Below are 25,802 nucleotides of genomic sequence, written 5' to 3'. Positions count from 1 at the left end.
GGTCAGTCGCTCGCGGTGGGGACGACGGTGCCGGTGCTCGCCCAGCTGGCGAGGAGGCCGAGGGCCTCTCGTTCCCGGGAGTCCGGTTCCGGGGTGTAGAAGTTGAGGCGCAGGCCGGGATCGGCCGGCAGGTCCATCGCCTCGTAGGGCAGCGCGAGATCGCCGACCAACGGGTGGTGAAGGTTCTTCACGCCGGAGCGGTGGAACTTCACGTCATGGCGGGCCCACCGGCGGGCGAAGTCGTCACTCTTGGTCGTCAGCTCTCCGATCAGATCGGTGAGCGCCTTGTCGTGGGGTGCCCGGCCCGTCTCTGTGCGCAGGAAGGCGACCGCGTCGCTCGCGCCCTTGTCCCAGTCGATCCAGAATTCCTGGCTGGCCGGGTCGAGGAACATGAAGCGGGCGCTGTTGACCGGGCCGCTCCGGGTGAACAGCGGCGAGTCGAAGACGGGTGCGTACAGCGCCCGTCCCAGCGTGTTGGCGGCCAGGATGTCGAAGCGCGCGTTGCGCACGTACGCCGGCACGTCGGTCATCGAGTCGAGCAGGCGCAGGATCGTGGGCCGCACGCGGGACGCGGTCACCGTGGGCCGTCGGCCCGACGGCGTGGCAGCGCGGGCGAGGTCGTAGAGGTGGGTGCGTTCGGCCTCGTCCAGCTGGAGTGCGTGTGCGAGTGCGTCGAGCACCGAGTCCGAAGCGCCGGTGAGATTCCCACGCTCCAGCCGGATGTAGTAGTCCACACTCATGCCCGCGAGCAGGGCGACCTCCTCGCGGCGAAGGCCGGCGACACGACGGTTCCCGCCGTAGACCGGCAGACCGGCCTGCTCCGGGGTGATCCGAGCCCGCCGGGTGCTCAGGAACTCGCGGACCTCGGCGGCCAGAGCCTTCCTGTCGGTGTCAGCCATGCTCAAGCCCTGCAGCTTCTTCCGTGGCGGTGAGGGCGGACATGCTGTGGCTCCTTCTGATCGTCGTGAATCCTGTGCCGGTCTCCTCACGGTAGATCCGACGACGCATGCCTGCGAGGTACTGCCATTACCCGGAAGAGCAGTGACTCCCCCTGCGTGCTCGGGCGCGGTTCTCTGGAAACGGCCGAAGTCCCGGCCGACCACGACCGGGGCCGAACCAGAGACCGATCTGAAGGAGCACCGTGCGCTCAGCACCCTTGTCCGGAACCGGCGACGTCCACGCCGGGCGTACCGCCGGCCCGAGCCCTCGGGCAGCCGCCGGGGCGCCAGGTGACCTGACGGCCACCGCACCGCGCCCGGCGGCGCAGCCGCACAGGGCCCCGGTCCACGCGAGGCTGATCCTTGCGGTCATCTGCGTCAGCTATTTCATGGTCATCCTGGACAACTCGATCGTGTTCACCGGGCTGCCGCAGATCCGGTCCGCCATGGGGTTCTCCGAGACAGGTCTGTCCTGGATCACCAACGCCTACGTCCTGGTCTTCGGCGGTCTGCTGCTCCTGGGTGCCCGGGCCGGTGACCTGTTCGGACACCGCAGGGTGTTCCTCTTTTCCTTGATCGTCTTCTCGCTGACCTCGCTCCTGGTCGGAGCCGCGCAGAGTCAGTGGTGGCTGATCGGGGCCCGGGCGTTGCAAGGCGTCGGGGCCGCAGTTCTGGCTCCTTCCGCCCTGTCGCTGCTCACGCGCAGCTTCCCCGAGGGCCGGGCCCGGAACCGGGCGATGGCCGCCTACAGCGCTGTCGCAGGTCTCGGTGCCGCTTTCGGCCTGGTCGTCGGGGGTCTGGTCGCGGATCTGATCTCGTGGCGGGCCGGGTTCTTCCTGAACGTGCCGGTCGGCGTCGTGATGATGGTGGCGGCGTTGCGGTTCCTGCCCGAGACCGACCGTCGGCGGGGCCGCTTCGACGTTCCCGGCGCGCTGCTGGCGACGCTGGGCTCGACCGCTCTGGTCCTCGGCATCGTCGACGCGGCCGACCTCGGCTGGACCGCCCCGGCCACCCTGATTCCGCTGGTGGCGGGGGCCGTGATGCTGGGCCTGTTCGTCCGGGTGGAGCGGTGGGCCGCACAGCCGATCGTGCCGCTGCGGCTGTTCGCGAGCAGGGAGCGCAGCGGCGCCTACATCACCCGGATGCTCTACATGGGCGCGATGATGGGTTTCTTCTTCTTCACCGCGCAGTTCGTGCAGAGCGTCTACCACTGGACGCCCTTGCAGGCCGGGCTCTCCTTCCTGCCGATGACGCTGGTCAACTTCGTCCTCGCGGTCCAGGTCCCGCGGTTGCTGGAGCGGGTGAGCAGGCCGAAAGTGCTGCTTACCGGGGTCGCCCTGACCATGGCCGGCATGGCCTGGCTCAGCCGCCTCGACCTGCACACCCCCTACGTGACGGGAGTAGCACTGCCCATGGTGCTCATCGGCGCCGGACAGGGGCTGGCCCTGGCCCCGATGACCTCCAGCGGTGTCGACGGCGTCGCGCCGGCGGACGCGGGCGCCGGCGCGGGCCTGGTCAACACCGTGCACCAGATCGGCAGCGCGCTGAGCCTGAGCATCCTGACCGCCGTGGCCGCCACCGTCTCCACCGGCCACGAGGCCGCCGACATCGCAGCCCGCTCGGGGGCCGCCCTGACCGGCTCCGCCGTTCTGCTCGCGCTGGCGGTCCTGGCCGTCCTGATCCTCATCGTGCCCTCGCGGGCCACCCGTACCGAAAGGTTCCTGTAATGCAGACCCTGACCCTCAACAACGGCGTCCGGATGCCCGCCCTCGGACTCGGCGTCTTCCAGACCCCACCCGACGAGACCCGGGCCGCCGTCACGGCCGCGCTCGACCTCGGCTACCGGCACATCGACACCGCCGCCGCGTACGGCAACGAACGCGAGGTCGGCCGAGCCATCCGCGAATCCGCCGTACCCCGCGAGGAGATCTTCGTCGAGACGAAGATCTGGATCAGCGACTACGGGTACGACGAGACCCTGCACGGCTTCGACAAGAGCGCCGCCAAGCTGGGCGTCGACCGCATCGACCTGCTCATCCTGCACCAGGCCCTCCCGTCGGACTTCGACAAGACCCTCGCCGCCTACCGCGCCCTGGAGAAGCTCCTGGCCGACGGCAAGGTCCGGGCCATCGGCGTCAGCAACTTCATGGTCGACCACCTGACCGCGCTGCTCGACGCCACCGGCGTCGTCCCCGCGGTCAATCAGCTGGAGATCCACCCCTACTTCCAGCAGCGCGCCGTCCTCGGCTTCGATGACGAGCACGGCATCGTCAACCAGGCGTGGTCCCCCATCGGCGGCATCACCTTCTACCCGGGGTACGGCGAGAACCGCAGGAGCGTCCTGGAGGACTCCGTCGTCACCGGCATCGCCGAGGCGCACGGCAAGAGTCCCGCCCAGGTGCTGCTCCGCTGGGGCCTGCAGCACGGCCGCTCCGTGATCCCCAAGTCGACCAAGCGCCACCGCATCGCCGAGAACATCGACGTCTTCGACTTCGAGCTGACCACGGACGAGATGAAGGCCCTCGACGCCCTGGAGACCGGCCGCCGCGGCGGCCCCGAGCCTTCGAGCATCACCCTCGCGGACTACGGCCGTGCCATCCCCGAAGCCTGACATCACCTCTTGCCCCCGCACGGGAATCACCGTGTCCACCACAGTCGACGCGGCTCAGCGGCACGGTACGTGCGGCCCGGAAGCCTCCGGATCTCGTTGTCCGGGTGTCAGGGGAAGGAACGGCGGCCCTCCGCCGCCTTTACCGCTGCCCGTTTGTCTCTACGGCCGGCCGCCGACGACGGGCACGCTCGGGCTGGCGCCGGTACCGACTGCGGCGCCCCCACCGACCGAGGAGAGACGGCGATGTCCGACCACACCGAGAGCGTCTTCCACGTCGTGCTCAACGACGAGGAGCAGTACTCGATCTGGCAGGCCGAACGGGAGCTGCCCGCCGGCTGGCGGGCCGAAGGCACCAAGGGCACCAAGCAGGAGTGCCTGGACCACATCGGCCGGGTGTGGACGGACATGCGTCCGGCCGGCCTGCGCCGCCGGATGGAGAGCGAGGCCGCCGGGGCGGCGGCCGGTCAGAGCGGACGACAGAGCACCTCGGTCTGATCCGCCTACCGACACTGAGGGGAAGCCCGGCGATGAACTCCGTCTCCCAGCCGAGATTCCGGCCGGCCCTCGTGACGAGGGCGGACCAGCCCGAGGACGAGGAAGCCGTACCGCCCGACGCCACCGACCTGTCCGGTCCCGCACCCAGCGAGTACGGCGCGGACCGTACCGGGGCGCTGTCCGCCGTCGGCGGGACGCCGCTGGTGGAACTGACCCGGCTGCTGCCCGGCGCCCGCTTCCGGGTGTGGGCCAAGCTGGAGTCGGCCAATCCCGGCGGCAGCATCAAGGACCGGTCCGCGTACACCATGCTGAGCCACGCCGTCGCCACCGGCGCGGTGGTGCCCGGCCACGGCACCGTGGTCGAGTCCAGCTCCGGAAACCTCGGCGTCGGCATGGCACAGGCGTGCCGCGCCCTGGAGCTGCGGTTCATCTGCGTGGTGGACCCGCGTACCAATCCGCAGAACATCGCGATCATGCGGGCGCTCGGCGCGGAAGTGCACACGGTTACCGAAGGCGACCCGGTCACGGGCGAGTTCCAGCCGGTGCGGATCGCCCGGGTGCAGGAGCTGGTGGCCGCGCTGCCCGGGGCGTACTGGCCCAACCAGTACGCCAACCCCCGCAACGCCTGGGCGCACCGGATCACCATGAAGGAGATCGCGGAGGATCTGGGCCGGGCGCCCGACTACCTGTTCTGCACCATCAGCTCCTCCGGCACCCTGCGCGGCTGCGGCGACTGGATTCGCGCACACGGGCTGCCGACCCGGGTGGTCACCGTCGACGCCGAGGGCAGCGCCATCTTCCGACCGCCGACAGGGCGCCGGCTGATTCCGGGCCATGGCGCGGCGGTCCGCCCGCAGCTCTACCGGAGCGGGCTCGCCGACGACGTACTGCATGTCAGCGATCTGGACAGTCTGGTGGGATGCCGCCGTCTGGCGCTGCGCGAGGGGCTGCTCCTCGGCGGCTCCTCCGGCGCGGTGGCCACCGCTCTGGAACAGCTGAGCTGCCGTATCCCCGACGGCGCCTCGTGTGTGCTGATCATGCCGGACCGCGGCGAGCGCTATCTGAACACGATCTACAACGACGCATGGGTGAAGGCTCAGTTCGGCGAGGTCACCCATCTGTGGAAGGACGAGGTGGCCGAAGTGGCCGAGGCGACCGAGAACAGCGAGACGACCGGGGTGGCACCATGCTGACACTCGGCAACGCAGACGTCCGCAGGATTCTGGACGGCCGGGAGAAGGAGGTGCTGAACGTCGTGCGGGAGGCGTACCTGCGCCACGCCGACGAGCAGACCTCGCTGCCGCACTCGGTCTTCCTCCGATTCCCCGACGACACCCGCAACCGGATCATCGGGCTGCCCGCCTATCTGGGCGGACCGAGGCCGCTGGCCGGTATGAAGTGGATCGCCTCCTTCCCCGGCAATGTCGCGGACGGCCTGGAACGCGCGTCCGCCGCGATCATCCTCAACTCGATGCGGACCGGCCAGCCGGTGGCGCTGGTGGAGGGCTCCACCATCTCCGCCCGGCGTACCGCGGCCAGTGCCGCCCTCGCAGCCGCCGCGCTGCCGCCCAAGGACGGCCGGGAGACCGGCGTCGCGCTGATCGGCTGTGGTGTGATCAACTTCGAGGTGCTGCGCTTCCTGCTGGCGGTCCGGCCCGAACTCACCGACGTCACCGTCTTCGATCTGGACGCAGGCCGGGCGGAGGCCTTCCGCGACCGTTGCGCCGCGGAGTTCGGCGGGGACGGGCGGGTGGTGCGGGTCGCAGAGAGCGCCGGGGCGGCCCTGCGCGCGCATCGACTGGTGAGCCTGGCGACCACGGCGGGCGTGCCCCACCTGGACCTGAGCGACTGTCGGCCCGGCACGCTGGTGCTCCATGTCTCGCTGCGGGACGTCACGGTGGAGGGCGTACTCGGAGCCGTCAACGTGGTGGACGACCCCGACCACGTCTGCCGGGCCGCGACCTCGGTGCATCTGGCGGAGACCCATGTGGGCGACCGCTCCTTCATCCACGGCACCCTCGGGGAGCTGCTACGGGAGGAGTCGCCGGGCCATCGCGACGAGCGACGCCCCACGCTCTTCTCGCCCTTCGGGCTCGGGGTGCTGGATCTGGCGCTGGCCGGACTGGTGCTGAGCGAGGCCCGAGCGGCGGGCATCGGCACCGAGGTCACCGGCTTTCTCCCGGAGCCCCGGACCTCCGGGGCCGCCGCCGCGAGCTGACCGGGTGCGGCCCGCCGGTGGACCGCCCGCCGGACGGGCCGCACCGACGCCCCGGCGCGGGCGAGCGCCCACCGCGAGGCCGGCACGCGCAGACCGGGCTCTGCCCGTACGTACGGGCAGCAGCGACGCGCGCCGCATCGCGTACGCCGACCGGACTCCGGCGAGGGCCGTATGGGGGACGATCCCCCATACGGCTGCAGGTCCTACCCACCCCTCCCCTCAAGATCACTCCCGGGCAGGTCAGCGCGGAGGTCGAGGCGGTGGGCGACCTCGGTACCGGACGGTGCCGGGGCCGTACACCATCCACGGCTCGGACGTGCGGGGCGATGCGGGGGCAGTTCCGCCCCCGCATCGCCCCGTCCTTCGCCCGGCGGTGAGATGCCCGGCGGCGCCCGGACCGACGGGATGGCGCAAATCTGGGTGTGGCGCACCGATGCCGGGCGCAGCCACGGTTCCCATGATCGGTGTCACTGGCGAGGGCCAGCAGAACCGAGAGGGAGAACCTATGCAAGAGCCGGTGCGAGTAAGCGTCATTGCGCTGGATCCCGTGCTGGAGGCAGGCACGCGAAGCGCACTGGAGGACAGTCCGGAAGTGCGTCCGGTCACCGAGGGGCAGCGGCCGGACGTCACGGTGGTGGTGGTCGACCGGGTGGCCGACCCGGTTCTGGATCTGGTGCGCCGCACCCGGGCCGCCGAACACCGCCCGCAGGTCGTCCTGGTGGCCGCCGAACTGGCCCCGGCGGAAGCGCTGCACGCCATCGCCACGGGTGCCCGGGGCCTGCTGCGCCGCCGCGAGACCAGCGGCCCACGGCTGGCACACGCCGTACTGGCCGCGGCCGGTGGTGACTGCACCGTGCCGCCCGACCTGCTGGACGGACTGCTGGAGCACCGCGCGGAGGACTCCGCCGCGCAGGTCCCGGACGCCTGGGGCGCGGCCGGACTCAGCGACCGTGAACACGCGGTGCTGCGGCTGGTCGCCGACGGCCGTGAGACCAGCGAGATAGCGAACGAACTCTGCTATTCGGTGCGGACGGTGACCACGGTGCTGCACGACATCACGCAGCGGTTCCGGCTGAAGAACCGCGCCCACGCGGTCGCCTACGCACTGCGGGCGGGTCTGCTGTGAACGCCGCGACGCTGACCGGCCGCCCGGCCCAGGAGGTCCGCTCACCGGACCGTCCCGCCCCGGCCGGTACGCGGCTCCCCGGCAGACCTCCGACCGGCGCCCTTCCGGGCGGTCGCGTACCGCATCCGCACGCACCGGTGAGCGTCCATGTGCGGGCCGCGGACGACGGCCTGCGGCAGTCCTGGCACCAGCGGCTCGCCGGTGCCGGGATCCCGCTCGCCGACCGGGCCGAGCCGCGCCCCGGGCTGGTGCTGCTGGCCGCCGGCCGCACCGTCGACGAGGCGGTGGAGTCCTGCCCGGCTCCGGGATCCCGGGATCAGGACCGGCAGGGCGTTCTGGTGGCCGCCCATCTGGTGTCCCCGGACAGCGTGCTGCGGGCGGTACGGGCGGGCGCCCGGACGATCCTGCGGGCCGCCGACGCCAGCCCGGTGCAACTCATGGCTGCCGTGCACTCCGCCCACCACGGCGACGGGCGGGTGCCCTACGGCGTACTGGTCCGTCTGCTGGGCGGCGCCCAGCACGTCGGCGGGGGGCCCGTGGCACCGGCTCTCGACGCGGGCCGGGTGCCGAACGCGGCGGCCCCGCTCACCCCGCGCCAGGCGGTGGTGCTGACTCTGGTCGCCGAGGGTCACGGCAACGCGGTGATCGCCCGCTTGCTGTCCTGTTCGGAACACACCGTCAAGAACGTCATCTACGAGCTGATGGCCCGGCTCCAGGTGCGCAACCGCGCCCACGCGGTCGCACGCGCGGTGCGGACCGGTCTGATCTGACCGGTCCGCACCGCCCGCCTCCCGCCCGTTCCCGGACAGCGCCTTGCCGTTGTCCGGGGGAACCGGCACCGGTCACCGTCCGGTGCCTCCGGCCGGGTACCGGTCCCAGAGGCAACCACCCCCTGGGACCGGTGCCCGGCCTCAGTGCCGCGGCTGGACGAGATCGCCGCGGAGCGTGCCGCTGCCCGGGGCCGGCTCCGCCAGGTCCGAACCGGTCTCCTGGACCTGGCGGTTGTCCTGGTCCACATGGACGACGCGGGGCACCAGCGCCTTGGCCTCGGCGTCCGCCACGGAGGCGTAGGAGATGATGATGACGAGGTCGCCGGGCTGCACCAGCCGGGCCGCCGCGCCGTTGACTCCGATGATGCCGCTGCCGCGCTCCCCGGGGATCACATAGGTCTCCAGACGCGCGCCGTTGGTGATGTCGACGATCTGGATCTGCTCCCCGGGGAGCAGATCGGCGGCATCCATCAGGTCCTCGTCGATCGTCAGCGATCCGACGTAGTGGAGACACGCCTGAGTGACGGTCGCCCGGTGGATCTTGGACTTGAACATGGTGCGCAGCATGACTTTGTCTCCAGATGACTCTGATACGGAGGGGGATGTTCGGACGCACCGCCGTCAGGTCGGACACGGCCGCACCGCTGGGGCCGGGCAGGTGCCCGGCCGCTCAGCGCGAGTCCGCCGCCGCGACGGGCACGGACGGCTCGGACGGGGAGGACGGTCGGGACGGGACCGTGTCGGGTTCGGGGGGCGAAGGGGCCGTGGACGGAGCGGACGGGTCGGCGATCACGGTCATGGTGGCCCGGCGTACCGGCCCGGCGAGGGTGGCGGCCAGCGCCATCAGGACCATCCACCCGGCCAGCACCGTCGCCGCCGCTCGTACGCCCAGGCCGTCCAGCAGCAGGCCGCCGAGGAGCGCGCCCAGCGGCAGCGCTCCGTTGGCGAGCAGGCTGGAGGCGCTCAGCACCCGGCCGCGCAGCTCGTCGGGGGTGACGGCCAGCTGGTAACTGCCCACCGCCACGTTCCAGATGGGTCCGACGAACCACATCGCCGTGTAGGCGATCGCGGCCGGCCACAGCCCGCCGCCGAAGGCCAGCACGCACATCAGCAGCGCCCAGATCCAGTTGGCGCTGATCACCAGGGCGTTCATCCTCAGATGGCGCCCGCACCACCCGGCGACCAGCGAGCCGAGCATTCCGCAGGCTCCGGCGACGCCGATCAGGAGACCGACCGCGGCGGGACCGGCGCCCTCCTCGGCGAGCAGCACGATCATCACCAGGAAGAGCGCGCGGAAGACCAGATTGCTCCCGGCCACCAGCAGAGCCGTGGTGCGCAGCAACGGCCGCTTCCAGAGCCAGACCAGCCCCTCCACCATCCGGCCCGCCTGCCGCAGGATCCGGGTACGGCGGCTGCCCGCTGCCGCGCCGTCGTCCGAAACGGCCTCCGCGCGCGCCACATCGCCGGGGCGAGCCGCCTGGAAGTCCTTCCGGATGCACAGCAACGACATCAGCGACACGAGATAGGCGAAGGTCTCCAGCACGAACGGCGCCACCCGGCCGAGGCCGAAGAGAATGCCGCCCAGCGGGGTACCGATCATGGTGGCTGCCCGGCCGCGCGCCTCGTTCCCGGCGAGCGCCACCGAAAGCTGGCTCGGATGCACCACGTTGGGCACCGCGGCGGTGGAGGCCAGACCGTTGAGTACGGTGAGCGTGCCCTCCGCGAAGCCGACCACCATCACATGAACCAGACGTAGTTCGCCCGCCAGCAACGCCAGCACGACGGTCGCCGCGCCGACCGCACGCAAGGCGTCGCACCAGATCATCACCCGCTTGCGGTTCCAGCGGTCGACGAGCACGCCGGCCGGAAGCTGGAGGAGCAGTGCCGGAAGCAGCACCACGAAGCCGACCACCCCCGCGGCGGACGCCGAGCCCGTCACGGCCAGCACCAGCAGCGGATAGGCCACCGTGGACGCCGTGGAACCGATGATCGCCACCGCTGAACCACTCCACAGCAGCAGGAAATCCCGGTTGCGCCGCAGCGGCGGCACCTTGGGAACGGCACGGGCGTCGTCGGCAGCCGTGCTCATCGGCTCATCCCTTCGCTCCGACATGGCAGTCCTCTCAACAGCCGCACGGGATGCTCGCCACACCGGTTGGACGGACGAGCCGCACGGTGCCGTCAGCGTGCCCGGCACCGGCGGACCGGCCCAGGGAAGGACGCGCAGAAAGGGACACCCCCGCCCTGCCAAAGACTCCGCCGGATGTTCTCTGCCGGGGCGAGCCGGGTACGCCGACCCTGACGGGATGACTGCTCACCCTTCAGCGCCGCCGGCCGCCGAGCGGCCGGCGCCCGGACAGACGCTTCCCCATCTGATCACCGCGGTGCCGGGCCGGGGTTCCCCGACGGCCCGGCTGGCCACCGCCCGCCCCGAGATCCGCGCCCGGCTGCGTGAGCACGGCGCGGTGCTGCTGCGCGGTTTCGGGCAGGACGGGGTGGACGGCTTCGAACGGACGGTGCGCACCGTGGGCGGTGAGCCGCTGACCTATGCCGAGCGCTCCTCGCCCCGTTCCACCATCAAGGGCCAGGTCTACACCTCGACCGACTATCCGCCGTCGGAGGAGATCTTCCTTCACAACGAGAACTCCTACCAGGCCACCTGGCCGTTGACGCTGTTCTTCCTCTGTGTGACCCCGCCCGACACTCTCGGCTCCACTCCGCTCGCCGACACCCGGCGGGTGCTGGCCGCCATCGATCCGCACGTGCGGGAGGAGTTCGCCGCCCGCGGCTGGATGGTGGTGCGCAACTTCACCGAGGGATTCGGGGTTCCCTGGCAGCACGCCTTCAACACCGAGGATCGCGCGCAGGTCGAGGCGTACTGCGCGCGCAACGGTGTGAGCGCCGAGTGGACTGCCGGGGGCCTGCGCACCCGCGCCCGCCGCGAGGCCGTGCACCACCACCCGGTCACCGGGGAGCGGGTGTGGTTCAACCACCTGACGTTCTTCCACGTCACCACGCTCCAGCCCGATGTCTGCGCCGCGCTGCGGGAGATGTACGACGAGGCGGATCTGCCGACCAACACCTACTACGGCGACGGCGCCCCGGTGCCGGACGAGGTGGTGGCCCATCTGCGGGACTGCTACCGCTCCGAACTGCGGCGTTTCGACTGGCAGCAGGACGACGTACTGGTCGTGGACAACATGCTTGCCGCACACGCCCGGGAGCCGTTCACCGGTCCCCGGAAGATCGCCGTCGCGATGGCCGAGCCCTCCGGCGGACCGGTCGAGCAGGGCTGACCGCCCCCGCCCCGGCAGGTCCGCACTCCTGCCCCGACCGGACTCGTCCCCCCGCCGCTCATCACCCCTTGCACTGGCCCTCACCACCACTCGCTCAGGGAGACACGACCGATGGCAACCGTCGACGGCGGTTATCCGCTGTCCTTCGCACAGGAACAGCTGTGGCTGCTCGACCAGCTCAGGTCGGGTGATGCCGCCGAGTACCTGATGCACGAAACCTTCAGGATCAGGGGCCCGCTGGACACCGACGCCCTGACCGCCGCGCTCACCGAGATAGCCGCCCGGCACGAAGTACTGCGCACCCGGTACGTCGACGAGGACGGCCGCGCCGTCCAGGTCATCGACGAACCCGAGCCGCTGAAGCCCGAGTTCACCGATCTCAGCGGCGTCTCTGACGACCAGCGGGAACAGAGCCTGCGCTCGCTCTGCGCCGCCCATGCCCGGACGGCCATCGATCTGCGCCGGGACCATCCCTGGCGGGTGGCGGTGGTCCGGCTGGCGCCGGAGGAGACAGCTCTGCTGCTCACCTTCCACCACATCGCCTTCGACGGCTGGTCCTGGGGCCTGCTCGCCGACGAACTACGTTCGCTGTACGGTGCGTTCGCCGCCGGTGCCGCCTCCCCGCTGGAGCCGCTGGAGCTCCAGTACGCGGACTTCGCGGAGTGGCAGCGCGAATGGTGGCGGGCGCAGCCGGAGCAGACGGAGCGGCAGCTCGGCTACTGGCGGGGACAACTGGCGGGGACCGCCCCCCTGGAGCTGCCCACCGACCGGCCGCGTCCGGCACTGTGGGACGCGGCCGGGGACACGGTCGGCTTCACCGTGCCGGCTCCACTGGCCTCCCGCTTCACCGCGCTCGCCAAGGAGCGGGGCGCCACGCTCTTCATGGCCGGGCTCGCCGTCTATCAGCTGCTGCTCGCCCGCTACTCGGGCAGGCCCGACATCGCGGTCGGCGTCTCCCTGGCCGACCGGAACGACGCCCGGCTGGAGCAGCTGGTCGGCATGTTCCTCAACACCGTGGTGATGCGCGCCGATCTGAGCGGGGCCCCGGACTTCCACGAGCTGCTGTCCCGGGTGAAGGACACCACCCTGGACGCCTACAGCCACCGGGAAGTGCCCTTCGAGCGGGTGGTCGCCGCCCTCGCCCCGGAGCGGGAGACCAGCCGCAACCCGGTCTTCCAGGTCAGCTTCGCGCTGCACAACGCACACCGCCGCCCGTTCTCGCTGCCGGGTCTGGAAGTCAGCCGGGCCGACAGCGGCGCGCGCAGCTCCGCCTTCGACCTCTGCCTCAACCTGACCGAGCGTCCGGACGGGAGCGTCGGGGGTGAGTTCATCTACCCCACGGCGCTCTTCGACCGGGACCGGATCGAGCGGATGGCGGAGAACTTCCTGCACCTTCTCGGCCAGGTGGTCGCCGCCCCGGGCACGCCGGTGGACCGGCTGGAGCTGACGGCCCCCGGGGAGCGCACCACGCTCACCGCCTGGGGCGACGGTGCGGCACGCCCCGCCGGGGAGGACCATTCCGGGCGCGGCCTGGTCCGGCTGGTGCTCGACCGCGCGGCCGGCACCCCCGGCGCGGTGGCCGTCGTCCATGACGGCGGCGAGCTCGGTTACGCCGAACTCGCCGAGCGGGTACGGCATCTGACCGACCGTCTGTACGAGGCCGGGATACGCCCCGGCGACCCGGTCGCGGTCAGCCTCCACCGGGGCCCGGAGCTGGTGACCGCGGTGCTGGCGGTCCTGGCCGTCGGCGGTGTGTACGTACCGCTGGCCCCCGATCTCCCGGACGCCCGGCGGGACTTCCTGCTGACGGACTCCGCGGCGGGCCTGGTGCTCACCGAACAGGCGCTGCGCGGTCGCTTCGCGAAGACCGCCGTGGTGCTGTCACTGGACGGCGCATGGTCCGGTGCGGCCGTGGCCGCCACCACGGCGCCGCCCGCTGTCCTCCCCTACCCGGCCGGCCCGGACGACGCGGCCTGCCTGATCTACACCTCCGGCTCCACCGGCACTCCCAAGGGCGTGGTGGTGACGCACGGCGGGCTGCGCAACCGGGTGCTGTGGTCGGTGGAGCGGTACGCCATGACCGCTGCCGACCGGCTGCTGCAGAAGACCACCATCGGGTTCGACGCCGCCATGTGGGAGTTCCTCTCCCCGCTGGTCTCCGGCGGCACCGTGGTGATGGCCCCGGCCGACGCACACCGGGATCCCTCGGTGATGGTGGCTGCCATGGCCCGCCACCGGGTCACGCTGCTGCAACTGGTGCCCTCGGTGCTGCGGCTGCTGGTCCAGGAACCGGCGCTGGCCCGATGCACGGCACTGCGACTGATCAGCTCCGCGGGCGAGCCGCTGCCCGCCGACCTGTGCGAGCAGACGCACGCCGCCGTGCCCGGGGTGGAGATCTCCAACACCTACGGCCCCACCGAGTGCTCCATCGACTCCACCGCGCACCGCTACGCGGGCAGTGGCCTGCCCGGTTCCGGCACGGTCGCCATCGGCGGACCGCTGCCCGGCGTCGGGGTCTCCGTGGTGGACCCGGGAGACCTGCTGGTCCCGATCGGTGTCCCCGGTGAGCTCTGCGTCCGCGGCGTCGGACTGGCTCGCGGCTATCTGGGCCGCCCCGGGCAGACCGCAGAACGCTTCGCGCCGGACCCGTACGCCACCGCGCCCGGCGGACGGTGGTACCGCACCGGCGACCTGGTCCGCTGGCGGGCCGACGGCACCCTGGAGTTCCTGGGCCGGGCGGACGACCAGGTCAAGATCCATGGCGTACGGGTCGAACCGGCCGAGATCGAGGCGGTGCTGCTGACCCATCCCGGGGCCGCCGCCGCGGCCGTCGTCGCCCGGCCCGGCGCGCACGGCGATCTGCAACTGACCGCCTACGCCGTGCCCGCCACGCCGCGGGCCGCCGACGCGGAGCTGCGGACGGAGCTGCTGGGCCACCTCGCCGCACGGCTGCCCGCCGCGGTCGTGCCGTCCCGGCTGGTGCTGCTGGACACCCTGCCGCTGACCGCCAGTGGCAAGGTGGACCGGCGCGCGCTGCCCGGGCCGGAGGAGGCCGCGCAGCCTTCGGCCGGGTCGGGAGCGGACCGCACGGCCGCACGTACGGCGACCGAGCAGGCCGTCGTGGAGGCCATGGCCGCAGTTCTGGAGATCCCCGAACCGGACCTGGACGACGACTTCTTCACCCTCGGTGGTCACTCACTCCTCGCCATCCGGCTGGTCTTCGGGCTGCGCCGCGCCTTCGGCATCGAGATGACGGTCGCCGAGCTCTTCGCCGACCGCACCCCCGCCGCCCTGGCCGCCCGCATCGACAGGGCCACCGGCGCCGCCGTGGTCGCGGAGGCCGGGCAGGGCACGGACGGCACCGGCGGCACGGGCGGCACGGGCGACGGCATCGTCCCGGTGCCGCGGGACGGCGAGACGCCGCTCTCCTTCGGCCAGCAGCGCATGTGGTTCCTGGACCAGTTGGAGCCGGGCAGCCAGGAGTATCTGATCCCGCTGGCGCTGCGGCTGCGGGGCCCGCTGGACACCGCCGCCTTCCGAGGCGCGCTGGACGAGGTGGTCCGGGTCCACGAGGTGCTGCGCACCCGGTACGTGGACCACGGCGGCGGTCCCGTCCAGCTCATCGACCCGCCGGCCCCGGTGGCGTTCCGGCTGATCGACCTCGTCGACGGCACGGGCGACACCGCGGAAACCTTGGCCGGCCGCGCCCGTACGCTGCTGGACGAGGCGCTGAGCACCCCGTTCGACCTGTCCGCCGAACACCCGTTGCGGGTCACCGTGATCCGCGCCTCCCCCGTGGACCACTGGGTGGCGCTCGCCGCCCATCACGTCGCCTTCGACGCCTGGTCCACCAAGGTGTTCCTGCGCGATCTGGACACCGCCTACACCGCGCTCGCCGCCGGACAGCCGGCGCCGCTGCGCCCGGGGCCCGTCCAGTACGCCGACTTCGCCGCCTGGCAGCGCCGCCGGGAGGACAGCCCCGACACCCGGCGCCACCTCGACTACTGGCTGGGCCGCCTCCGCGACCTCACCCCTGTCGAACTCCCCTCCGACCGGCCCCGGTCGGCCACGCGTGACCCCGAGGGCGACACCGTCATCGTCGATGTGCCCAAGGCCACCGGCCGTGCCCTGACCGAGCTGGGCGCCCGGCACGGAGCGACCCCGTTCATGACCCTGCTCAGCGCCTTCCAGGTGCTGCTGGGCCGCTACACGGGACGCACGGACCTCGCGGTGGGTGTCCCGGTGGCCGCCCGTCCCCGGGAGGAGACCGAAGGGCTGCTCGGCCTCTTCGTCAACAGTCTGGTGATCCGCACCGATCTGGGCGGCGACCCGGCCTTCGGGCAACTGCTGTCCCAGGTGAAGGATGCCTGCCTGGAGGCGTTCGCGCACCAGGACGTGCCGTTCGAGCATCTGGTGGACGAGCTGCGACCGGACCGCGACCTGTCCCGTAACCCGCTGTTCCAGGTGATGTTCGAGCACCAGCACATGGGCGGGCTCACCGCCACCCTCGGCGGGCTGACCGCCGAGCCGCTCAACGCGGGGCCGTCGACCGCGAAGTTCGACCTCACTCTGACGGTGAAGGAGCGCCCGGACGGGCGGATGCACTGCTGGTTCGAGTACGCCACCGCGCTCTTCGACCGCGCCACGGTGGAGCGGATGGCCGCCCACTACCTGCGGTTGCTGGACTCCGTGACCACCGCGCCCGGAGCCGCCGTGGCCGAGTTGGAGCTGATGTCCGAGGCGGAGCGGCGGCAGTTGCTCGACAGCTGGCCCGACCCGCACGCGGCGCGGCTGCCGGCGATCGTTCCCGAGGCCGAGCGGGCCCTGACCGTACCGGAGCTCTTTGTCCGGCAGGCCGCCCGCACCCCCGACGCCACCGCCCTGGTCTTCGGCGCCCAAGAGCTCAGCTACGCCGGGCTGGAGGCGCGGACCGCCCGGTTCGCCCGGCGGCTGCGCGCGCTGGGCGCCGGCCCCGAGACCGTGGTGGCCTCCTGCCAGGAACGCGGCATCGACGCCGTGGTGACGCTGCTCGGCGTACTGCGGGCGGGCGCGGTGTACGTACCGCTCGACCCGCGGCATCCGGAGCGGCGCCTCGCCCAGACCCTGGAGGACTCCGGGGCGCGGTTCGTGGTCACCACCGCCGACCGTGCGGACGCCTTCACCGGTGACTTCCGGCTGCTGGTCGTCGACGCCGTGGACGCCGCAGACGACGACGTTCACGTACCCGCGGGCACGCCGGAGTTCCCGGCGGCGGCGGACCATCTCGCCTACATCATCTACACCTCCGGCTCCACCGGCCGTCCCAAGGGGGTGATGATCGACCACCGCGCCTACGCCCACCACTGCCGGATCGCCGCCGACGCCTACGGCATCGGTCCCGGTGAGCGGGTGGTCCAGCTCTCCTCGCTGACCTTCGACGTCTCGATGGAGCAGATCGCCGCCCCGCTGCTGACCGGCGCCGCCGTGGTGATCGCCGACCCGCTCTTCTGGAGCCCGGCCGAACTCCCGGCCCGGCTCGCCGAGCACGGGGTCACCGTCATGGAGACCACCCCGGCCTACTACCGGGAGGCGATGAGCTACGACACCGGCATGCTCACCGGCCTGAAGCTGATCAACCTCAGCAGCGACGTAGTCACCGTGGCCGACGCCCGGCTGTGGAAGGACAGCGGGCTGCCCGGCCGGTTCGTCTGCTGCTACGGCCCCACCGAGGCCACCGTCACCTGCCTGCTGCACACCGAGACCGGCGAGCAGGACGGGCAGCGGGACACCGCCTCCATGCCGCTGGGCCGCCCGTTCGCCGGCACCCGCGCCTACGTTCTGGACTCCGGGCAGCGCCCGGTTCCGCTCGGCGTCCCCGGCGAACTCTGCGTCGGCGGCGTCCGACTGGCCCGCGGCTACTACCGGCGGCCGGAGCTGACCGCCGAGCAGTTCGTGCCCGACCCGTTCGGCGGGGCGGGCGAGCGGCTGTACCGGACCGGCGACCTGGTGCGGTACCGCCCGGACGGCACCCTGGAGTTCCTGGGCCGGATCGACCAGCAGGTCAAGATCCGCGGGCTGCGCATCGAACTCGGCGAGATCGAGGCCGCTCTCACCGGGCACCCCGGCGTCGGAGCGGCGGCCGTCACCGCACCCGAGATCACGCCGGGCAACCGTCAGCTGGCCGCCTATGTGACCGGCCGGGACGGCGCCGCCGCTCCGGACCCGGCCCAGCTCCGCGATCATCTGCGGGACCGGCTGCCGGAGTACATGGTCCCGGCGCTGTGGAGCATCCTGGACACGCTGCCGATGACCTCCAGCCAGAAGATCGACCGCAAGGCACTGCCCACGCCGGCCGCCACCGCCGAACGCGCCCACGTGGCGCCCCGGGATCCGGCCGAGGAGGTGCTGGCCGCGATCTGGGCCGAGACGCTCGGCCTCGAACGGGTCGGCGTCGAGGACGACTTCTTCGTTCTGGGCGGCCACTCGCTGCTGGCCACCCGGGTGCTCGCCCGGATCCGGGAGACGTTCGCGGTGGATCTCCCTCTGCGCCGGCTCTTCGAGAACACCACGGTCGCCGCCCTCGCGGCGGCCGTGACCGAGGCCGTCGAGGCCGCAATCGCCCAGCTCTCCGACGCCGAGGTCGCAGAACTACTGACCCGGGAAGGCGCACGATGACGCACCAGACTCTCGACCCCGCCACACTCCGCGCCCGGCTGCTGAACCAGCGGCTGCGAGGCACCGCAGCATCGTCCCCGGCCGACGGGATCTCCCCCGCCCCGCGCGGCGGCCCACTGCCGCTCTCCTTCGCCCAGCAGCGGCTGTGGGTACTGGACCGGCTGAGCCCGGGCACCACCACCTACCTGATGACGGCCGCACTGCGGCTGCGCGGCCCCCTGGACGACCGGGCACTGCGCGGAGCGCTGGACGCCCTGGTGGCACGGCACGAGGTGCTGCGCACCCGTTACCCGGTCATCGACGGCGAACCCACTCAGGTGATCGACCCGCCCGCGCCGGTGGAGATCACCGAGACGGATCTGGCCGGGCTGGACGCGGCGGACCGAGCCCGCCGCCTGGCCGCGCTGGGCACCTCGGAGCGGCAGCCGGTGGACCTGGCCGCCGGACCGGTGCTCCGGGCGGTACTGGCCCGGTGCGCGGCCGAGGAGCACATGCTCTTCGTGACCGTGCACCACATCGCGGCGGACGGCCGGTCGGAGGACCTGCTGGTCCGCGAGGTGACCGAGCACTACCGGCGGCTGGCCGGCGAGGATGCGCCGCCGCCGGTACCGCCGGCCCTCCAGTACGCGGACTTCGCGGTGTGGCAGCGCGAACGGCTCACCGAGGAACGGGTGGAGGAGGGGCTCGGCCACTGGCGGAAGCGGCTGGCGGGGCTCGCCCCGCTGGAGCTGCCCACCGACCGGCCCCGCCCGGCGGTCCGCGACGAGGCCGGGGCGGTCGCGCCGTTCACCGTGCCCGTCGAGGTGGCCGCTGCTCTCACCCGGCTGGCGCACGAGCACGGCGCCACCCCGTTCATGGCCTGCCTCGCCGCCTTCCAGGTGCTGCTGAGCCGGTACACCGGCAGCAGCGACATCGCGGTCGGCACCCCTGTCTCCGGCCGGGACCGGCCGGAGACCCAGGAGATGCTGGGGCTCTTCCTCAACACCCTGGTGCTGCGCACGGATCTGTCCGGCGACCCCGGATTCGCCGAGGTGCTGACCCGGCTGCGGGAGGGCGCGCTGGACGACTACGGCCACCAGGAGGTGCCCTTCGAGCGGCTGGTCAACGCCCTCGCCCCGGAACGCGACCCGTCCCGCACCCCGCTCTTCGCCACGATGTTCCTCTGGGAGGGCGTCGACGGACAGGACACCGCCCGGACCGATGACTGCGGTGGGGGGATGCCGGCCGTGGATCGGGCGGCGATCGGCGAGACCACCGCCAAGTTCGATCTGACGCTGAGCGTCACCGAGCGGCCGGACGGTTCGCTCTCCGGTGGACTCAACTACGCCACCGCGCTGTTCGACCCGGCGACCGCCGAACGCATGGCCGGCCACTTCTCCCGGCTGCTGGCCGCCGCCGTCGCCGAGCCGGATGCGCCGGTCGCCGGACTGGAACTGATGTCCGGGCCGGAGCGGCAGCAGGTGCTGCACGACTGGAACGACACCTCCGTCCGCTATCCGGGCGGCACCCTGCACGGCCTGTTCGAGACGCGGGCGTCGGCCACCCCGGACGCCGTGGCGGTCACCGACGAGGCGGGCGTGCTCAGTTACGCGGAGCTGGACCGCCGGGCGAACGCGGTGGCCGACGCGCTGCGCGCCCTGGGCGCGGGCCCCGGCACCGTCACCGGAGTGTGCCTGGACCGCTCCCGGGGTCTGCTGGTGGCGCTTCTCGGGGTACTCAAGGCGGGCAGCGCCTACCTGCCGCTGGAGCCGGAACTCCCCGCCGAGCGGCGTCAGTACATGCTGGCCGACTCCGGCGCCCGGATCCTGCTCACCGGCACCGGCACCGGCACCGACGCCGGGCCGGCCGGCGACACCCGGGCGGACGTGACCGTACTGCCGCTGGGCCACGACGGACTGCTCCCGGACGGCCCCCCGTCCCGGCCGGGGACGCGCACCGGCGCCGCGCCCGGCCCCGGCGACGCCGCCTATGTCATCTACACCTCCGGATCCACCGGCCGCCCCAAGGGCGTGCTGGTGGAGCACCGGGCGATCGTGAACCGACTGCACTGGATGCAGGAGGAGTTCGGCCTCGACGCCACCGACCGGGTGCTCCAGAAGACACCCATGGGATTCGACGTCTCGGTCTGGGAGTTCTTCTGGCCGGTGGCCACCGGCGCCACCCTGGTGATGGCCCGCCCCGGCGGCCACCGCGACCCCGACTACCTGGCCCGGATCATCGCCGAGGAGTCCATCACCACCCTGCACTTCGTCCCGTCCATGCTGCGGGCCTTCCTCTCCGGCCCCGGCACCCGACTGCCCTCGGTGCGCCGCGTCATGTGCAGCGGCGAGGCGCTGCCGGCGGACCTGGTCACCGCCTCGGCCGAGCGCCTCGGCGTCGCCCCGCACAACCTCTACGGCCCGACCGAGGCCGCCGTGGACGTCACCAGCGCCCGTTGCGTCCCCGGACAGCGGGTCACCATCGGAAAGCCCATCGCCAACACCCGCACCCACATCGTGGACGCGGCGCTGCGCCCGGTCCCGGTCGGCGTCCCGGGCGAACTGCTGCTCGGCGGCGTCCAGCTGGCCCGCGGCTACCTCGGCAGGCCGGCACTGACCGCCGACCGCTTCGTCCCCGACCCCTTCGGCGCTACACCTGGCGAACGGCTGTACCGCACCGGCGACCTGGCCCGCTATCTGCCGGACGGTTCCATCGACTACCTGGGCCGTCTGGACCACCAGGTGAAGATCCGGGGCCAGCGCATCGAGCTGGGCGAGGTCGAGGCGGTGCTCCGCGAGCACCCCGCAGTCGCCATGGCCACCGTCGCCGTGCACCACCAGCGGCTGGTGGCCTATCTCACCGCCCGTCCCGCACCGGCCCCCGCAGCCGGCATCGCCACCGCACCCGACACCGACAAGATCCGGACCTGGCTGCGGGAGCGGCTGCCGGACGCCATGGTGCCCGGCGACTGGATGGTGCTGGACACGCTGCCGCTGACCGCCAGCGGCAAGACCGACCGCAAGGCGCTGCCCGCCCCCGACCTCAGTCGCGACAGCCGGACCGGGGAGTACACCGCCCCCCGCACCCCGGTGGAGCACGCGATCGCCGAGGAGCTGGCCGCCGCGCTCGATCTGGACCGGGTCGGCGTCCACGACCGGTTCTTCGACCTCGGCGGCGACTCCATTCGTGCCATCCGCGCGGTCGGAGCCCTCCAGGGCCGCGGTCTGACCCTGTCCGTGCAGCATCTGTTCACCCACCCCACCGTCGCCGGGCTCGCCACCGTGGCCGCCGAGTCCTCCGCCACGGGACAACGGCACCAGCTGGTGGAACCGTTCACCCAACTGGACCCGGCCGACCGGGAGCGGCTGCCGGACGGACTGGCCGACGCCTACCCGCTGGGCGAGGTCCAGGCCGGCATGGTCTACGAGCTGCTGGCCGACCCGGAGAGCAACACGTACCAGAACGTCTGCAGTTTCGACTTCACCGACGACGGACCGTTCTCCCTGCCCGCGCTGCGCGAGGCGGTCCGGCGGCTCGTCGACCGGCACGAGATCCTGCGCACCTCCTTCCGGCTGTCCGGCTTCTCCGGGCCGCTGCAGCTGGTGCACCTGCGGGCGCAGGCAGAGGTCGGGTTCACCGATCTGCGTGGCCTGACACCGGACGGCCGGCGGGCCGCCCTCGCGGAGTTCCGTGCCGCCGAGCAGCGCTTGCCGTTCGATCTGGAGCACGCTCCGCTGCTGCGCTACCACGTGCACCTCACCGGCGAGCGCACCTGGACGCTCACCCATACCGAGTGCCATGCGATCCTGGACGGCTGGAGCCACCACTCGGTGATCCAGGAGATCCGTTCCGACTACGGCCGCATCCGGGACGACGCCGACTGCCCCGTCAGCCGGCCGCCGCGCGCCCGCTACGCCGACTTCGTCGCGCTGGAGCGGCAGGCAGTCGACTCCCCCGAGGACCGGGCTTTCTGGCAGGGACGGATCAGCGACTACCCCCGGCTGGAGCTGCCCGCGCCGACCGCGGCCGACGAGTCCGGCGGCCCCGCCCATGAGATCCGCGTCTCCTGGGCCGCTCTGGATCCCGCGCTGCGCGGGCTCGCCGCCCGCACCGGAACCTCCCTCAAGACGGTGCTGTACGCCGCCCATCTGAAGCTGCTCGGCCTGATCTCCGGGCAGCGCCGCTTCTTCGCCGGCGCGGTCTGCAACGGCCGTCCCGAACTGCCGGACGGTGACGAGGTGCGCGGTATGTACCTCAACACCGTGCCGTTCGCGGTGGATCTGGACCGGCCCAGCTGGGAGAAGCTGCTGCGCTCGGTCTTCGCCGAGGAGGCGGCCCTCTGGCCGCACCGCCGCTATCCCCTGCCCGCCATGCAGCGCGAGTGGGGCACCGGTGTCCCGCTGATCGACGTGGTCTTCGGCTATCTCGACTTCCATGTGCTGGACACCCCCGGTACCGCCCCGGACACCGTCACCGACAGCAGCCCCAACGAGTTCACCCTCGACGTGTGGACGTTCCCCGGCGAACTGCGGATGACCTGCCGTCCGGGCTGGGCCGGCCGGGCACGGCTGGAGGCGATGGCCGCCACGTTCATCGAGGTGTTGCGGACCATGGCCGAGCGGCCGGAGACCTCCCCCGCCGCCTTCCGCGCGCCGCTGCTGACGGCGCCGACCGTCGCCCCCGGCACCCGGCCGCTGCCGCCCGAGGTGACCCTGCCGGAGCTGATCTCCCGTCACCCCCGGCCGCAGGACATCGCGCTGGCCGACGCGCACTCCACCGTCACCTACGGCGAACTCCAGTCCCGTGCCAACCGGTTCGCCCACCTGCTGCGTGCCCGCGGGGTGCGCGCCGAGGACCCCGTCGCGGTGTGCCTGGAACGCGGCCCGGAGACGGTGATCGCCCTGCTCGGCGTGATGAAGGCGGGCGGCTGCTACGTGCCGATCGATCCGGAGTACCCCGAGGAGCGGATCAGTCTTCTGCTCTCCGACTCCGGCGCCGGGCTGTTGGTCACCCGCAGCGATCTGGCCGACCGCCTGACCGGACTGTTCGCGGACGGCCCCTCGACCGTGCTGCTGGACACGGACCGGGCCGAGCTGGAGGCGCAGCCGGAGACCGAGCCGGAGTCGGCGCTCTCCCCGGACAACACCGCCTATGTCATCTACACCTCAGGATCGACCGGACGCCCCAAGGGAGTTCAGGTCACGCACCGCAACGTGGTGCGGCTGGTGCACGACGAGAGCCACGCCCGGCTCGGGCCGCAGGACACCGTTCTGGTGGTGTCTCCCCTGGCTTTCGACGCCTCCACCTTCGAGATGTGGGGAGCGCTGGGCAACGGCGGCCGGCTGGCGTTCGCCCCGCCCGGCACTCCCACCACGGCGGGCATCGCCGAGGTCCTGCGCGAGCAGCGGGTCACCGTCGCGTTCCTCACCGCCGGCCTCTTCCATCTGATGGTGGAGAGCTGCCCCGAGGCCCTGACCGGGCTGCGCGCGCTGCTGGCCGGCGGGGATGTGCTCATCCCCGGCCGGGTGCGGACCGCGCTCGCCCACGGGCTGCCGGTCAGCAACATGTACGGGCCGACCGAGTGCACCACCTTCAGCACCGGACAGCACGCCATCACCGTGGAGCAGACGGCCCGGCCCATCCCCATCGGCCCGCCGGTCGCGCACACCACCGCGCTGGTCACCGACGAGGACCTGAATCCGGTGCCCTACGGCGTCGCCGGGGAACTGCTGCTCGGCGGGCCGGGGGTCGCCCGCGGCTATCTGGGCAGGCCGGCGCTGACCGCTGACCGCTTCGTTCCCGACCCCACCGGCACCTGGCCGGGCGACAGGCTGTACCGGACCGGGGACATGGTCCGCCAGGACCCGGACGGCGTGATCCACTTCCTGGGCCGCCGCGACCACCAGGTCAAGGTGCGCGGCCACCGCATCGAGCTCGGCGAGGTGGAGGCCGGCCTGAACAGGCTGCCCGGAGTGCGCGGCGCGGCGGCGGCCTTGCATCCGGGGCCCGACGGCGACAAGCGGCTGGTCGGCTATGTCGCTCTGGACGAACGCACCGCCTTCGACCCGGCGGCCCTACGATCCACGCTGCGGCAGCGGGTTCCCGCCTTCCTGGTGCCCAGCGCCTGGGTCCGGCTGGACGAACTTCCGGTGAACGCCAACGGCAAGGTGGACCGCGCCGCGTTGCCCGCTCCCGGCGGCATCAGCACGGGTGACGACGTGGTGGCACCGCGTACCGCCGCCGAACGGGCTCTGGCCGAGGTCTGGGAGGAGGTCCTGGACATCGAACGGGTCGGTGCCCACGACGACTTCTTCCTGCTCGGCGGGCACTCCCTGCTGATCCTGCGGGCCATCGCGCTGCTGCGCGAACGCCATGGCCTGGAACTGACCGTACGGGCCTTCGTGGAGCACCAGACGCTGGATGCCATCGCCGCCGCGGCGGAACGTGGCGCGACCGGCGACGGCGCGCGCAGTGCGCTGATGTGGCTGCGCAAGGAGGGCGGACAGGCCCCGCTGTTCTGCGTCCACCCCGGCGGCGGCAGCGCCCACTGGTACCAGCGGCTGGTCCCGCACCTGGACGAGGACCTGCCGGTCGCCGCCCTGGAGTGGCCCGGACTCCAGTCCGGCCCGGGCCGGCCGGTGCCCACCGCCGCCGAGATGGCCGGGCGGTATCTCGCCGAGATCCGGCAGGCACGCCCGCACGGCCCCTACCGGCTGCTCGGCTGGTGCGGCGGCAGCGGGATCACCGCCGAGGTGGCGGACCGGCTGAAGGCGGACGGTGAGGAGGTGACCTTCATCCTGCTCGACCCGGGCCTGGACAGCCATGAACGGCAGGGCTTGTGGGAGGAGTTCCGGCTGATCGAGAGCTGCACGGCCAAGCTGGAGGAACTGGCCGCGGCCGGACCGGAGGAGGACACCGGTCCGCTGCGCGACGAGATCCTGAAGCTGCTGAACCACCTGGTGGACGACGTCGACCCGGCGACCGGAATCGTGCTCCCCGAGCGGAACGGCGCCGACGTCTGGCTGCCGTCCGCCCGGATGTGGCGCGAGGTGATGGAGATGACGCTCACCTACCGGCACCGTTACTACCCCGGCACCCTTCACCTGGTCATCAGCGATGAACTCGCCCGCGGGGAACACGAGGTGGCCCTCGGCCAGACCTACCAGGAGTATCTGGACCGCTGGCGGGAACTGAACGCCTCCGTCGAGGCCCACCGAGTCCCCGGCGACCACTTCGGCGTCATGCGCCTCCCGCACGTCACCTCCCTGGCCGACACCCTGGCCAGGCTGCTCGGCTGACCCTCGCGGGAGCACCGACAGAGCCCGGCCGGCGCCCCCGGCCGGGCTCACTGCTGCCCGGACACGGCGGGAGGTGCGGTCCGCGCCACCGGCTCCCTCGGTGCCCGGCCGGGATGGGCCCGGCCGGGATGGGCCCGGCCGGGATGCCGTCGGACGGGGAGGTCCTCGGGGCCTTGGCCCGTTCCGCCGAAGCCCTCGTTGACGGGGCCGGACCGGAGGGAGGTCCGGTCCGGCCCCGTCAACGAGGGCGGACATGACGGACGGGGTGCCCGGCCTCGGCGGCCGGGCACCCCGTCAGGGAGTGTTCCCGCTCTCAGTCGTGCTGGTCGACGGCGACGAAGCGGAGTTCGGAGGTGTAGGCGTTGCCCTGGTCGTCGGTGAGCCAGGCGTGTTCCGGGGTGGGCAGCATCTCGGTGA

At 72.5% G+C, this 25,802-nt stretch carries 13 protein-coding genes; 10 read left to right on the top strand and 3 right to left on the bottom strand.

The genetic code is table 11. The annotated features are described in order from the left end of the window. Window positions 1–2: 2 nt before the first annotated feature. Complete coding sequence (locus tag ACFVUT_RS30035) at window positions 3–899, bottom strand: helix-turn-helix transcriptional regulator (RefSeq protein ID WP_389655757.1); 897 nt, start codon at window positions 897–899, stop codon at window positions 3–5. Between the two features lie 242 nt (window positions 900–1,141). Between ACFVUT_RS30035 and ACFVUT_RS30030 the strand changes: the two genes are divergently transcribed. The 7 genes from ACFVUT_RS30030 to ACFVUT_RS30000 all read left to right on the top strand — a co-directional run bounded on the left by ACFVUT_RS30030 (window position 1,142) and on the right by ACFVUT_RS30000 (window position 8,158). After that, the gene (locus ACFVUT_RS30030; RefSeq protein ID WP_389655755.1) at window positions 1,142–2,665 is read left to right on the top strand and encodes an MFS transporter; all 1,524 of its coding nucleotides are present in this window, start codon (window positions 1,142–1,144) and stop codon (window positions 2,663–2,665) included. Then, window positions 2,665–3,549, top strand: a complete 885-nt coding sequence (locus tag ACFVUT_RS30025) for an aldo/keto reductase (protein WP_389655753.1) — start codon at window positions 2,665–2,667, stop codon at window positions 3,547–3,549. The genes ACFVUT_RS30030 and ACFVUT_RS30025 overlap by 1 nt, the downstream gene beginning before the upstream one ends. A gap of 243 nt (window positions 3,550–3,792) precedes the next feature. Next, window positions 3,793–4,044, top strand: coding sequence for an MbtH family protein (locus ACFVUT_RS30020; RefSeq protein ID WP_389655751.1), 252 nt, complete (start codon window positions 3,793–3,795; stop codon window positions 4,042–4,044). A 32-nt stretch (window positions 4,045–4,076) separates the two neighbouring features. Beyond that, window positions 4,077–5,237, top strand: a complete 1,161-nt coding sequence (gene sbnA, locus ACFVUT_RS30015) for a 2,3-diaminopropionate biosynthesis protein SbnA (protein WP_389655749.1) — start codon at window positions 4,077–4,079, stop codon at window positions 5,235–5,237. After that, complete coding sequence (gene sbnB / locus ACFVUT_RS30010) at window positions 5,231–6,262, top strand: 2,3-diaminopropionate biosynthesis protein SbnB (RefSeq protein WP_389655747.1); 1,032 nt, start codon at window positions 5,231–5,233, stop codon at window positions 6,260–6,262. Before sbnA ends, sbnB begins: the two co-directional genes overlap by 7 nt. A 505-nt stretch (window positions 6,263–6,767) precedes the next feature. Beyond that, window positions 6,768–7,388, top strand: a complete 621-nt coding sequence (locus ACFVUT_RS30005; protein ID WP_389655745.1) for a response regulator transcription factor — start codon at window positions 6,768–6,770, stop codon at window positions 7,386–7,388. Continuing rightward, entirely contained in the window at window positions 7,385–8,158 is a 774-nt protein-coding gene (locus ACFVUT_RS30000) for a LuxR C-terminal-related transcriptional regulator (RefSeq protein WP_389655743.1), read from the top strand. The genes ACFVUT_RS30005 and ACFVUT_RS30000 overlap by 4 nt, the downstream gene beginning before the upstream one ends. A 141-nt stretch (window positions 8,159–8,299) precedes the next feature. Here ACFVUT_RS30000 and panD read toward each other — a convergent pair whose 3' ends face one another. After that, complete coding sequence (gene panD / locus ACFVUT_RS29995) at window positions 8,300–8,725, bottom strand: aspartate 1-decarboxylase (RefSeq protein WP_389655741.1); 426 nt, start codon at window positions 8,723–8,725, stop codon at window positions 8,300–8,302. Between the two features lie 103 nt (window positions 8,726–8,828). Then, window positions 8,829–10,247, bottom strand: a complete 1,419-nt coding sequence (locus ACFVUT_RS29990; protein ID WP_389655739.1) for an MFS transporter — start codon at window positions 10,245–10,247, stop codon at window positions 8,829–8,831. A gap of 286 nt (window positions 10,248–10,533) precedes the next feature. Here ACFVUT_RS29990 and ACFVUT_RS29985 point away from each other — a divergent pair, with 286 nt between their 5' ends. From ACFVUT_RS29985 to ACFVUT_RS29975, 3 genes are all read left to right on the top strand, one after another. Further along, a complete protein-coding gene (locus tag ACFVUT_RS29985) occupies window positions 10,534–11,454 on the top strand; it encodes a TauD/TfdA family dioxygenase (RefSeq protein WP_389655892.1) in 921 nt (306 codons plus the stop codon). A gap of 111 nt (window positions 11,455–11,565) precedes the next feature. Beyond that, on the top strand, window positions 11,566–18,108 hold the full coding sequence (locus tag ACFVUT_RS29980; protein WP_389655737.1) for an amino acid adenylation domain-containing protein: 6,543 nt from the start codon (window positions 11,566–11,568) through the stop codon (window positions 18,106–18,108). Further along, complete coding sequence (locus tag ACFVUT_RS29975; RefSeq protein WP_389655735.1) at window positions 18,105–25,385, top strand: amino acid adenylation domain-containing protein; 7,281 nt, start codon at window positions 18,105–18,107, stop codon at window positions 25,383–25,385. The genes ACFVUT_RS29980 and ACFVUT_RS29975 overlap by 4 nt, the downstream gene beginning before the upstream one ends. Window positions 25,386–25,802 lie beyond the last annotated feature (417 nt).

It is taken from the genome of Streptomyces sp. NPDC058051 (assembly GCF_042885475.1).
In the GTDB taxonomy this organism is placed as follows: domain Bacteria; phylum Actinomycetota; class Actinomycetes; order Streptomycetales; family Streptomycetaceae; genus Streptomyces.
Note: the sequence above shows the minus strand (reverse complement) of the source record. Positions and strands in the feature narration are given on the sequence as shown.